The sequence below is a fragment of the Amycolatopsis sp. NBRC 101858 genome, assembly GCF_030269325.1.
In the GTDB taxonomy this organism is placed as follows: domain Bacteria; phylum Actinomycetota; class Actinomycetes; order Mycobacteriales; family Pseudonocardiaceae; genus Amycolatopsis; species Amycolatopsis ponsaeliensis.
In genome coordinates, this window is sequence record NZ_BSTD01000007.1 from 743,471 (window position 1) to 755,522 (window position 12,052).

At 71.7% G+C, this 12,052-nt stretch carries 12 protein-coding genes; all 12 read right to left on the reverse strand.

Annotated features, from left to right (window positions below; all coding sequences use genetic code 11):
* Positions 1-18: 18 nt before the first annotated feature.
* The 12 genes from QSK39_RS46740 to QSK39_RS46795 are packed head-to-tail and all read right to left on the reverse strand — an operon-like array spanning position 19 to position 11,952.
* Positions 19-1,587 carry a glycoside hydrolase family protein gene (locus QSK39_RS46740; protein WP_285484278.1) on the reverse strand — a complete coding sequence of 523 codons (1,569 nt, stop codon included), beginning with the start codon at positions 1,585-1,587 and terminating at the stop codon, positions 19-21.
* Positions 1,587-2,198 (reverse strand): bifunctional 4-hydroxy-2-oxoglutarate aldolase/2-dehydro-3-deoxy-phosphogluconate aldolase, encoded by a 612-nt coding sequence (locus QSK39_RS46745; RefSeq protein ID WP_285484279.1) that lies wholly within the window; start codon positions 2,196-2,198, stop codon positions 1,587-1,589. The genes QSK39_RS46740 and QSK39_RS46745 overlap by 1 nt, the downstream gene beginning before the upstream one ends.
* On the reverse strand, positions 2,188-2,958 hold the full coding sequence (locus QSK39_RS46750) for an IclR family transcriptional regulator (RefSeq protein WP_285484280.1): 771 nt from the start codon (positions 2,956-2,958) through the stop codon (positions 2,188-2,190). Before QSK39_RS46750 ends, QSK39_RS46745 begins: the two co-directional genes overlap by 11 nt.
* A 1-nt stretch (position 2,959) precedes the next feature.
* Positions 2,960-3,883, reverse strand: coding sequence for a sugar kinase (locus tag QSK39_RS46755; RefSeq protein WP_285484281.1), 924 nt, complete (start codon positions 3,881-3,883; stop codon positions 2,960-2,962).
* On the reverse strand, positions 3,880-4,845 hold the full coding sequence (locus QSK39_RS46760; protein WP_285484282.1) for a Gfo/Idh/MocA family protein: 966 nt from the start codon (positions 4,843-4,845) through the stop codon (positions 3,880-3,882). The genes QSK39_RS46755 and QSK39_RS46760 overlap by 4 nt, the downstream gene beginning before the upstream one ends.
* The gene (locus QSK39_RS46765) at positions 4,842-4,967 is read right to left on the reverse strand and encodes a hypothetical protein (protein WP_285484283.1); all 126 of its coding nucleotides are present in this window, start codon (positions 4,965-4,967) and stop codon (positions 4,842-4,844) included. Before QSK39_RS46765 ends, QSK39_RS46760 begins: the two co-directional genes overlap by 4 nt.
* Entirely contained in the window at positions 4,964-5,089 is a 126-nt protein-coding gene (locus tag QSK39_RS46770) for a hypothetical protein (RefSeq protein WP_285484284.1), read from the reverse strand. Before QSK39_RS46770 ends, QSK39_RS46765 begins: the two co-directional genes overlap by 4 nt.
* The gene (locus QSK39_RS46775; RefSeq protein ID WP_285484285.1) at positions 5,086-5,967 is read right to left on the reverse strand and encodes an SMP-30/gluconolactonase/LRE family protein; all 882 of its coding nucleotides are present in this window, start codon (positions 5,965-5,967) and stop codon (positions 5,086-5,088) included. Before QSK39_RS46775 ends, QSK39_RS46770 begins: the two co-directional genes overlap by 4 nt.
* Entirely contained in the window at positions 5,967-8,315 is a 2,349-nt protein-coding gene (locus QSK39_RS46780; protein ID WP_285484286.1) for an alpha-L-arabinofuranosidase family protein, read from the reverse strand. Before QSK39_RS46780 ends, QSK39_RS46775 begins: the two co-directional genes overlap by 1 nt.
* Before the next feature lie 9 nt (positions 8,316-8,324).
* Positions 8,325-9,329 (reverse strand): ABC transporter permease, encoded by a 1,005-nt coding sequence (locus QSK39_RS46785; RefSeq protein WP_285484287.1) that lies wholly within the window; start codon positions 9,327-9,329, stop codon positions 8,325-8,327.
* Positions 9,326-10,831 carry a sugar ABC transporter ATP-binding protein gene (locus QSK39_RS46790; RefSeq protein ID WP_285484288.1) on the reverse strand — a complete coding sequence of 502 codons (1,506 nt, stop codon included), beginning with the start codon at positions 10,829-10,831 and terminating at the stop codon, positions 9,326-9,328. Before QSK39_RS46790 ends, QSK39_RS46785 begins: the two co-directional genes overlap by 4 nt.
* A complete protein-coding gene (locus QSK39_RS46795; protein WP_285484289.1) occupies positions 10,828-11,952 on the reverse strand; it encodes a substrate-binding domain-containing protein in 1,125 nt (374 codons plus the stop codon). The genes QSK39_RS46790 and QSK39_RS46795 overlap by 4 nt, the downstream gene beginning before the upstream one ends.
* Positions 11,953-12,052: the final 100 nt, after the last annotated feature.

Below are 12,052 nucleotides of genomic sequence, written 5' to 3' on the forward strand. Positions count from 1 at the left end.
CGTCGGCGCCGGCTCGGCTCACAACGCGTGCACGGAGACCTTCCCGAACGAGGTCTTCCCCGTCGCCGTCGAACTCTGCAGGCCGACGAAGCTCTCCGCCGGGATCAGCGTCGGGTCCACCACCGACAGCACCTCCCGGCCGCCGTCGTACAGGGTCAGCTTCGAGCCCTGGACCGCGAAGCTCAGCGCGTGCGTCTCCTCCGGCTTGATGTCCGCCGCCGTGCCCGTGCCCGCCAGCTTCGTGTTGACCCCGGCGTCCACGACGCCGATCGCGTACTTCTGGCCCCACGACGCGATGCCCGCGTAGTAGTAGCTGTCGCGGGTGGTGAACCTCGTCATCAGCACCGCGTCCCGGTCGTTCAGCGCCGTGCTGTGCGGGGTCACCTCGGCGGCCAGGTCGTAGTCCAGCGCGCGGATCGGCACGTTGCCCTGCAACGTCTGGGTCGCGACCGCGGTGCCCAGCGTCGTCGCACGGCCCCCGCCGACCTGGAACGACGCGCCGTTCGGGATCTCCCTGCCTTGGGTCATCGTCCACTTCGCCGGGTCGACGATCTGCAACCCGGTGCGCCAGACCGCCAGCTCGATCGTCTCGTTCCAGCCGGGACGGTTGTTCTTGGCGTTGAAGAAGACGTGGTCGGCGCCGTTGTGGGTGACGACGAACTGGCGGTACACCATCGCGTCCTCGGGACCGCCGGCCACACCGAGGTCCAGCTCCAGGTTCGCCCGCGACAGCTCCCAGCGGATCCCGTCGCGCGAGAGGAGCTTCCCGCCGCGGGACGGGTAGTCGGCCTGCCAGCCGACGACGCGCATCTCGTAGCCGCCGTCGGCGGTGCGGCGGAGGTTCGGGCCGCCGATGCCGAGGGACGCCCAGCCGCCGTCGCGCATCGGGCGCAGGATCGGGTTGCCCGCGTACTTCGTCCACGGCCCGGCCGGGTTCTTCGCCGTGGCGTAGCAGATGTACTCCGGTTCCCCGCCCGCCGACGCGATCTTCCCGGCGGTGTACCAGATCTTCCACGTGCGCTCGGCCGCGTCGTGGTACAGCGCGGAGTTGTAGATGTAGTCGTCCTCCCACGGCATCGTCGACTCGAGGATGACGCCGTGCTTGGTCCACGGCCCGGCCGGCGCGCTCGCGGTCGCGTAGTGGACGCGGCCCTTGCCCGCGGCGTCGATGCCGAAGTAGGTCATGTGCCAGGTGCCGTTCAGGTAGACCACGCTGGGCTGGTTGAGGTTGTTGTGGTCGGTGTCGATCGAGCGGCTCAGCACCGGGTCCGGCGTCTTGGTCCAGGTGACGCCGTCCTCGCTGGTGGCGTACCCGACGTAGTACAGCGAGCCGTACCACATCTTGAACCGCGGGCCACCACCCTGGTTGTAGACCAGGCACGGGTCCTGCAGCAGCGAGGTTTCCCACGACAACGTCTGGGACATCACCGTCCCGCGGCGCTCCCAGCCGCTGATCGGGCCGAACGTGTCGCGCAGGAGCTCGACGCCGGCCCGCGGCCGGGACGCCGATGCCACCGCCGGGAGCAGGGGCACCGCGGCCAGCGCCGCACCGGCACCGAGGAAGACACGACGAGAGTGCTGGGACATCATTGTTCTCCGTTCTCGTGGGCCGATACCGAGCGGACGGCCGCCGCGGTGAAGGAACTGCCGAAGGAGACGGCGCGAGCCCCCGCCCCGAGGAACGCCGCCGCGGTGCCGGCGTCGACCCCGCCGGTCGCGACGAACCACACGCCGGGGAAGGGTGCCCGCAGCGCGGTGATCCAGGCGGGCGTCAGCACGCTCGCGGGAAAGACCTTCTGCCAGCGGAAACCCGCCGCGAGCGCGGCGCCCACCTCGGTGCCGGTCGCGACGCCGGGCAGGTGCGGCAGGCCGTGCCCGACGCTCGCCTGGGCCACCCGCGCGTCGAAGCCCGGCGCGACGGTGAACCCGGCGCCCAGGCTCCGCACCGCGTCGAGGGCGTCGAGCGTGGTGACCGTCCCCGCGCCGACGCACGCGCCCGGCTCGTCGCGCGCCCACTCGACGGCGGCCGCCAGCGACGCGGCGGATTCCTCGCCGTGCCAAGGGACTTCGATCAGCTCGACGCCGAGAGCCCGGGCATCGCTGCAGAGCCGCACGGTCGTGACGGGATCGTGGCCGCGAAGGATCACCATGACCGGCAGCGCGGTGAAGTGGCGGCCGAAGAAGTCGTCAGCCGGCATGGCGGCGCACCCCCGAAGTGCCGTCCCACCCGAGATTCTGGGAAATCTCCGAGGCCAGCTCCCACAGCAGCGGCAGGTGCCGGCGAAGGCGTTCAAGCGGCTCGATCGCGCACAACGCCGTGATCGACACCCCCGCGTGGACCGCCCCGGCGTGGTCGCGCACCGGGACCGCGATGCAGGCCAGGAAGCTCTCGTACTCGCCGTCGTCGACGGCGTAACCCTGCTTGCGCACCCGGCTCAGCTCGGCGGCGAAGTCGGCGGGACCGGTGATAGTCGAGGCGGTGAACTTCTCGAACGTCGTGGTCGCGAGGATCGCGTCACGTCGTTCCGGCGCCAGACCGGCCAGGATGGCCTTGGCGACGCCAGCGGTGTGCACCGGGACCGGCGCGCCGATCCGCGAAGCCATCCGGACCGCGCCGTGGCCTTCGACCTTGTCGACGTAGACGATGTCCGTGCCGGCCAGCTCGGCCAAGTGGATCGTGTGGCCGACCTCGCGGGCGAGCCGTTCCAGCCGGGGGCGCGCGGCGGTGCGCAGGTCCATCGCGTCGAGGCACTCCAGGGCCATCCCGATCAGGCCGAACCCGATGGCCCAGGTGAGGTCGTCGAGCCGGCGGACCAGCCGGTGCCGCTCCATCGTCTGCAGCAGCCGGAGCACGGTGGAGCGGTGCACGTCGAGCTCCTGCGCGAGGTCGGTGAGCCGGCGCGGCCCGCGGGCGCAGGCGTCGAGGATGACGGCGGCCCGGTCGACGGACTGGGACATCTCAGCTCCCTGAGGTCGGCGCGACGGCGGCCCGCACGAGGTCGGCGGGCGGACGCGGGAAGTGGTCGGACAGCGACGTCAGCGCGGCCGCGGCCAGCAGGTGCCCGAGGCGCAGCCGGGCGGGGTGCGGCAGGCCGGTCAGCATCCCGTGCAACCAGCCGGCGGCGAAGGCGTCGCCCGCGCCGACCGGCTCGACGACGTCCACCGGCAGCGCGGGCTCGGTGGTCACGCCGTCCGGGCCGAAGCTCGTCGCATCGGTCCCGCCGTTCTTGACCACGACGACGGCCGGTTCGGGAAACAGCTCGCGCACTTGCTCTGGTGTGGTGGTGCCCCAGAGCGCGGCGGCCTCGTCCAGGCCGGTGAACACGACGTCCGCGCGTCGCACCAGTCCTTTGAGGACGGTTGCGGCTTCGCCGGTGTCCGGCCAGAGCGCGGGGCGGTGGTTGACGTCGAAGCTGGTCACGACGTCGCGGCCGAGGGCGTACCCGACCGCGTCGCGGCACGACGCCGACAGCGCGGGAGTGACGCCGGACAGGTGCAGGTGCCGCGGCCGCGCGGACAGGGCGCGGTCGACGTCGGCGCGGCCGAGCCGGGAGGCCGCCGAGCCGTCGCGGTAGTAGGTGACCGTGGAGCCGCCGGGGTGCGGGTCCTTGACGAAGAAGCCGGTGCGTCCGGGGCCGCGCCGGGTCAGCGAGACGTCGACGCCGGCCGCGGCGAGGTCGTCGAGCAGCCGGGCGCCCAGGGCGTCGTCGCCGACGAGGCTCACCCAGGACGCGGTGGTGCCGAGCTGGACGAGCGCCCGGGCCACGTTGGACTCCGCGCCCGCGGTGGTGAGGGCGAAGCGCGTCGCGTGGCGCAGCGGTTCGCCGTCGGCGGGCAGCAGCTGGGCCATGCTTTCGCCGAAGCACACGACGTCCGGCCTCACGGGACCTCCACGAAGCCACCGCTTTTGAGCGATTCCGCGGCGGCGAGCACCACGGCGAGGTCGGCGAGGCCTTCCCGACCGGACACGACGGGTTCGGCGCCGGTGCGGATGGCGCCGAGCCAATCCTCGACCATCAGGCGGTGGCTGTCGTAGTAGTTCTCCTTCCCGGTGTGCTCGCTCCCGGACGGGGTCCAGATGTGGCAGCCACCTTCGTCACCGTCGTAGTCGACGACGACGTCGAGCCGTCCGCCGGAGCCGAGCACGGTGGCCTCGGCCTGCGCGGCCGGGCCCGGCGCGGACCAGGTGAGCACGGACTGGGCGGTGACGCCGCTCGCCATCCGCAGCGTGAGCACGACGGTGTCGGTGTCCCCGGCGGCGGCGACCGCCGTGACCGGCCCGCCGAGGCAGCGCAGCAGGCTGACCTGGTGGGTGCCCTGGTCGAGCAGGATCCCGCCGGACGGGCCGCCGCCGTGGCGCCAGCCGTCGCGCACCCACACGCCGCCGACCTGGTAGGCGCGAGTGGAGCGCAGGGCGACGACGTCCCCGATCCGGCCGGTGTCGAGCATCTCCTTCGCGTCGCTCACCGCGGTGAGGTGCGGGTAGTTCTCGGCGACGGCCAGCACGAGCCCGGCTGTCTCGGCTGCGGCGACCATGGCGTGGGCATCGGAAAGCGTGGTGGCGAACGGCTTTTCGACGAGGACGTGGCACCCGGCGTGCAACGCCTCCAGCACGACGGCCGCGTGGAGGTGGTGGGGCACCCGGACGTCGACGGCGTCGATCCCGGCTTCCCGCCGCGCTTCGGCCAGCGAGGTGAACGGCCGGGCACCGGTCAGCTCGGCCACGGCGGCGGCACGCGCCGGGTCGGGGTCGATGGCGGCGGCGAGGCCGCCGAGAGCCGGATAGACGGTCCGGGCGACGATCTCGCCCATCGCCCCGCAGCCGGCCAGTGCCACTCGGGTCACGAGGGGTCTCCTTCCGGGCGGTACCGGTCCGCAGGCAGACCGGAGAGGTGGGTGCCGAGGGCGAGGAGCTGGCCCGCGTGGGGTTCAGCGGCCGCCCGCTCGCGCTCAAGGTCCTTGGTCACGAGGCGACCCCTTCCTCGGGCCGGTACCGATCCGCCGGCAACCCGGCCACCCCGGTCCCCACGGCGAAGACCTTCCCCGCGTGCGGCTCCGCCGCCCGCGCGCGCTCGAGGTCCTTGGTCACGAGACGCCCCCTTCCCCAGGCCGATACCGATCCGCCGGCAATCCCGCCACCCCGGTCCCCACCGCGAAGACCTTCCCCGCATGCGGCTCCGCGGCCGCCCGCTCGGGTGTGAAGCCCTCCTGGGACGTCGTGATGAACAACGTCGTCAGGTCCGGCCCGCCGAAGCAGCAGCTGCTCACCTGCGTCGCCGCGACCTCGACCCGGGCCAGCACCTCGCCGCGTGGGCTGAAGCGGACCACCGCCGAGCCGTTCCACAGCGCCACCCAAAGCGCGCCCTCGGCGTCGATCGTCATCCCGTCCGGTGCACCCAAGGCCGGGTCGATCGCGAACGCCCGCTCGCGCCGGCCGCCGGCGTGAACCAGGTCGACGCGCTGGGTGGGCGTGTCGATGTAGAAGAACTCGTCCGGGTTCCGCCAGGCGAGGCCGTTCGAGATCGTCACGTCCGCCAGCACCCGAACAGCCGAAGTGCCGTCCAGGCAGTACAGCGAAGCCGCGCCCGGTGAGCGGTCCCGGGCCATGCTGCCCGCCCAGAACCGGCCGTGCGGGTCGGCCGCGCCGTCGTTCATCCGCGCGTTGCGGCCGCGCTCGGGCTCGGCGAGTTTCCGCAGCGAGCCGTCCGTGCCGAGCCGGGCGAAGCCGAACTCGCTCGCCACGACCCAGCCGTCGGTGGGGTCGGCGCACGGCACGACCGCGCCCACTGCCTCCCCGAGCGCAAACGTTTCCACCACGGAAAGCCGCAGAGCATCCCACGTTGCGCGGCGGACGAGCCCCGCGTCCAGGTCCACCCACAGCAGCTCGCCGCGGACGTCGTCCCACAACGGGCCCTCCGCGTGGTCGGCGCGCTCCTCGAGCGCGACCTGAGCCTGGTAAGTACGCATCAGCCGATCCGGAAGGAGGTGTAGGAATGCGCGGGGAAGGTCACCGAACCGGTCGACAAATCCACTGTGGACTCCTCGGGGACGACATTGCGCGGGTTTCCGGCGGTGTTCACGCCGTTCGTCCGTCCTTCCAGGACACTCACCGCTGCCCGGCCGTGGGGCCCCTCGAGACGCAGGGTGTACGTCAGCGGCGCGTCCGACGCGTTGACGACGTCGATCGACAGCTTGGTGCCGCTCGAAAGCGCGGTGACGTCGAACAGCTCGTCGCCGCCGGTGACGTCGGTGCGCAGGACGCCGGGCTGCCACGACGCCGCCTTCATCCGGTGCACGTAGTACGGCGGCTGACCCCACACCTGACTCTGGTTGAAGAACACCAGGCCCTGGTCCCAGCCATTGTCGTTCTGGCCGTCCACCTGCAGCGCGTTGGCCGACGAGACGACGTCGACCTTCGGACGGCGTTGCAGCGCGTTGATCGCGTAGGCGTTGCCGATCGCGCGGGCCAGGTCGTGGCTGTCGGCGTTCAGCTCGAAAACGACCACCTTGTAGTCCGCGCCCGGACTGATCCGGCCCAGCTGATCGACGTAGCTGTCGAGCGCCCGGATCTGCGACGGCACCCCGGCGGCGTCCTGGGTCCACAGGTGGATGTCGAACTGGACCTGGGCGCCGTACTGCTTCGCCAGATTCAGGATCTTCTGGTGTGCGGCCAGGGTGTTCACCTTGCCGCCGCCGGTGAAGTGGAACGGGTCGGTGATCACGTCGCTGTAGGTGAAGTCGCCGACGACCAGCTTGATCGACGGGTCGTAGGCCCAGATGACGTCGGCCAGGGCCTTGAACTTCGTCCAGTACGTCTCGTCGACGGCGTTCTCGTTGCCGAGTTCCAGCCGGTGCACGGCGTACGGCGCGGGGTGGCCATCAGCGACGCGTTTCGCGCCCCAGGCCGACGTCCCGGGTCCGTACAGGTACTGCATCAGGTCGGCGATGTCCTGCGGGGTCTCGTCGATGTTCAACGACGGGACGGCGTCGATGCCCATCGCCTCGCCGAGGCGCAGGAAGTCGAAGATGCCCCAGCCGTTGGACTCGTACGGGTACCAGAAACCGCGCGTGACGGGCCGCGTGACCGGGTCGCCGATCATCGTCTTCCACTTGTAGTCCGAGACGTCGCCGCAGCCGCTGTTGGCGCAGCCGCCGAACCGGATCGCGCGCAGGCCCTGCTGCACCATCGCGTCGGCGACGTCCTTGCGGACGGGCAGGCCCTGGAACCGGCCCCACGCGCCGGGCTGCAGGAACACGTACCCGACGTCGGCGGTGCCAGGCGCGGTGAGGTCGACGGTGAACCGCGCGTGCGCGTCGGCCGCCGACGGCGTCAGCGCGAAGGAGTAGGTGCGCCAGCCGTTGCCCTGCGGGCGAATCGACGTCCGGGCGAACGTCTTGCTGCCGTCCGCGTTCTGCAGGGCGACGCTCACCTGCTGCGACGTCCGCAGGGTGATCTTGCCTTCGTACGGCTTGCCGCCCACGACCCCGATGCCCTGCCGGTTGAGCCCGCGGTTCTCGACGCCGACACTGCCGCGGCCGGAGACGAAGGTGATCCGCTGGTCCTGGCGGCCCTTGAACGGCGCGGTCGTGTCGAGCACAAAAGAACCCCGCGCTCCCGCAGACACGACAGGCCGCCACATGCCGCTGACGCCGGCGTCGTGCTCGGGTTCCTGGAACGCCTCGCCGAACAGCAGCTGGCTGTAGATGCCGCCGTAGATCTCGTGGTTGACGTCCTCGAGCCCGGTCGCGACGTCGGTGCGCGGCGCCTGGCTCACGACGTCGGTGTGCACGGTCACCGAACGCTGGAGCGTGGTCGGGACGAGCTTCCACGTCTGCCCGGCGCGACCGCCGACCTGGCTCCACAGCTGGGTCTCGGTACCGGCCGCCGTCTGGCCATCCTTAGTGGACAAGAGTCGGTTGCCGGTGCCCTGGTTGGCGATGGTGACCGCACCGCCGCCCGCGTCGGCGACGCGCCAGTGCTGGTCGGGGTAGCTGCCCAGGTAGTCCCAGAGGTGGACGACGGCACCGTCGTCGGCATGACCGTCCACTGTCGACAAAGCCTTTCCGGTGCCGTCGTTGACGATCTCGGAGTAGCCGTCACCGAGGTCGACCAGCCGCCAGAGCTGGTTGCGGTTCCCGGCGTAGGGATCGACGGTGACGACCGGGTCGGCCCCGGTGCGGGTCAGGCCCAGCGCGTTGCCGCTCTGTGCCTCGACGATGGTGAACGTCGTGTCGTCCGCGGCCGAAGCGTGGACGGCGGTGGGGATGGTCGCGGCCAGCGCGAGGGCCAGCGCCGCGACAAGGGGACGTCTCATGGTGGCTCCTCAGCTCTGGCTGCGTTCGGACCGGCGGGCACGCAGCCGGTCGGTGACGACGGCGACGGCGAGCACCGCGCCGAGCACGATCTGCTGGTAATACGGCGAAACGTGCAAGATGACGAGACCGCTGTTGATGCAGACCAGGAGCACCGCACCGAACGCGACGCCGATCACCCGGCCCACTCCCCCGCTCAGGCTGATCCCGCCGATGACCGCGGCCGCGATCGCGTTCAGCTCCCACCCCGTCGCGACGCTGGGCTGGCCGACGGTCAGCCGGGCCGTCACCAGGACGCCGACCACCGAAGCGAGCACGCTGCTGACGATGTAGGCCAGCACCACGCGCCGCCGCGTCCGGATCCCGGCCAGGCGGGACGCTTCGGCGTTGCCGCCGACCGCGTAGAGCTGGCGGCCGACGTGGGTGCGTTCGAGGAAGAACCACGCAAGCACGCAGGCGCCGACGAACAGCAGCGCGGGCACCGGGATCGCGGCAATCCGGTACTGCGCGACACTCGTGAACGTCTCGCCGACGCCGTCGATCGGGAAGCCCTGGGTGAGCGCTAGCGCCGCGCCGCGGGCGGCGACGAGCGTCACCAGCGTCGTGACGAACGGTGGTACACCCAGGATGGTCACCGAGAAGCCGTGCACCAGCCCGATCGCCGCGCCGGTCACCAGTGTGACGGCGATGGCGACGACGTCCGGCAGTCCCGCGTGGACGTTCAGCCACGCCGACCACACCCCCGACAGCGCGACCACCGAGCCGACCGACAGGTCGATGCCGCCGGTGATGATGACGAAGCTGACGCCGAGCGCGAGCAGGCCGTACTGGGCCAGGTCGACGCCCATGGTCTGCAGGTTCGACAGGCCGGCGAAGTTGGCGTTGCCGAGCGCGAACACGGCGAACACCACCACGACGGCGCCGACGACGCCGATCTCCTTGCCGCGCAGGAACGAGGGGCCGCCCCGCTCGGGCACGGTGTCCGGCGGGGCCGGTTCGGTCTGGGTGGCGGTCACGGTGCCGCTCCTTCCGGGACGTCGTTGGCGGCGGTCATCAGGGCCTGCTTGCTGTAGGCCGCGCGCGGGACGGTCGCGGCGAGCCGGCCGCCGGCGAGCACGACGGTCCGGTGCGTGAGCCGCATCAGCTCCTCCAGCTCGGAGGAGGCGATGACGACGGCCATGCCCTGGGCGGCGAAGGACTCGACGAGGTGGTAGATCTCGGCCTTGGCGCCGACGTCGACGCCGCGGGTGGGCTCGTCGAGCAGTAGCAGCTTCGGGCGGGTCGCGAACCAGCGGCCGAAGATCGCGCGCTGCTGGTTGCCGCCCGAGAGCGTGCCGATCGGCTGCTCCTGGGTGGCGCAGCGGACCCGCACCGAGCGCCGCACCTCGTCGGTGAACGCCTTTTCCGCGCGCGGCCCGAGGTAGAAACCGCGTTTCGCCAGCCGCGGCAGTGACGCGAGCGAGATGTTCCAGCGGACCGGGGCGTCGAGCAGGAGTCCTTGGTGCTTGCGGTCTTCGGGGACCAGGCCGACGCCCGCACGGACGGCGTCGGCGGGGTGCTTCGGCGCGTACGGGCGGCCGTCGAGGCGCATCGAGCCCGCGGTGACCGGGGTGGCGCCCATCAGGGCGTGCACCAGGCGGCTGCGCCCGGAGCCCATCAGGCCGGCGACGCCGAGGATCTCGCCCCGGCGCACCTCGAAGTCCACCGGCCCGATCCCGGCGCCTTCGAGCGCCCGTACGGTCAGCACCGGCTCGTCGCCCGGGGGCGGCGGGTCGCCTTCGACCAGCACCTCGGCCTCGTCGCCGGCCATCGCGCGGATCATCGCCTCGTGCGTCGCCTGCTCCGGCGTCAGGTCCGCGACGAGCCTTCCGTTGCGCAGCACGAGGACGCGGTCGGCGATCTCGCGGACCTCGTCGAGCCGGTGGCCGATGAAGAGCACGACCTTGCCCTGCGCGGCCAGGTCCCGCGCGCACTTCAGCACGCGGCGCGCCTCGACCGGGCCGAGCGCCGAGGTCGGCTCGTCGAGCACCAGCACCGACGGGTCCCGGCCCAGCGCCTTCGCGATCTCGACGAGCTGGCGCTGCGCGACCGACAGCCGGACGACCGGCCGTCGCACCGGGATGTCGGCGTCGATGCGGGCGAGCATCGCGCGGGCGGCACGTTCGGTGCCGCGGCGGTCGAACACGACGCGCCCGGTGCCTGCCCGCCGGCCCAGCATGAGGTTCTCCGCCGCGGACAGCTCGGGCACGAGCGGGAACTCCTGCGACACGGTCGCCACGCCGAGGTCCTGCGCGTGCGCCGGGTCGCCGTTGCGCAACGGCGTGCCGCCGAGGGTGACGCGGCCTTCGTCGGCGGCGGTGGCGCCGGTCAGCACCTTGATGAGCGTCGACTTGCCGGCGCCGTTCTCGCCGAGCACGGCGACGACCTCGCCGCCGCGCAACGCCAGCCGGTCGACGTTGAGCACCTCGACGGTGCCGTACCGCTTGCGCAACCCGGCCGCCTCGACGTGGGCGGTCACTGGGTGACGCCCAGCTTCTTGAGGTCGTCCAGGTAGGTCTGCAGGTTGTCGCCGGTGACCAGGCCGATGCCGGAGCTGAGCGTGCTGACGCCGTCCTTCTCGGCCAGGTACGGCTGCAGGAGCTGGCTCGTCGCGTCCTTGCCGAGGACCTTGAGCGCGGTCAGCAGGTACACGCCGAGGTAACCCTGCTGGTAGGGCCGCTGCAGCACCATCGCCTGGACGACGCCGTCGCGCACGAACTCGACGGTCTTCGGCTCGGCGTCGTCGGCGACGACCTTCACCGTGCCGGCCTTGCCCGCCGCCTTGACCGCCTGCCCGGCCGCGGGGCCGTCGTAGGACCACACGGTGTAGATCCCGGCGAGGTCCGGATTCGCCTGCAGCACGGTTTGCGCGTTCGACAGCGCTTTCGACGGGTCGGAATCGTCGTTGAGCGTGTCGACGACCTGGATACCGGATCCTTCGATCGCTTTCTTGAATCCGGCGATGCGCTGGGTCGCGTTCGCGGCGGTCAGCGAACCGGTGAGGATGGCGACCTTTCCGGAACCGCCGAGCAGCGTTTTCATCGATTCCCCGGCCTTTTGCCCGGCGTCGGTGTTCGGGGTGCCGAGGTAGGTGACCGGATCCGGCGTCCCGGCGAGCGGGGAGTCGATCGCGACCACGCCGATCCCGGCCTTCTGCGCGGCGCCCACCGGACCGACGACGGCCTTGGGGTCGACGGCCGAGACGGTGTAGCCGTCCACCTTGTCCGAGCGCAGGGTGTCCAGGATGGACAGCTGGGCACTGAGGTCGCCGCCCGCCGGAGCCTGGAAGTTCGCTTGCACCCCAAGCTCCTTCGCCGCGTTCTCCATGCCCGTGCGGCCTTCGGTCCAGTACGCCGACGGGCTGTTGATCACCATCGCAACCCGGACGCCCCCGGCGGTCTTGCCCTGGACGGCCTGCTTGATCTTCCCGGCGAGCTCGGCCAGCTTCGCGTCGTTGAACTCGGTCGACCCGGTCAGTTTCGCGGCCGCCTGGCCGGACTGCTGTTTCGCGTCGTCGGCCGCCGACGTGCAGCCGGAAAGGGTGAGCGCCGTCGCGGCGGCGAGTGCGGTCGTCGTGATGAGGACGCGGCTGACGGTCATGGCGAACTCCTTTGTTGCGCTATTTGCACACCCGTGTGCGCACTGAGCACGTCTAGCGCGGAAGACTGCGCCGGGCCCCCTTTCCTGTCAAGATTTCCGG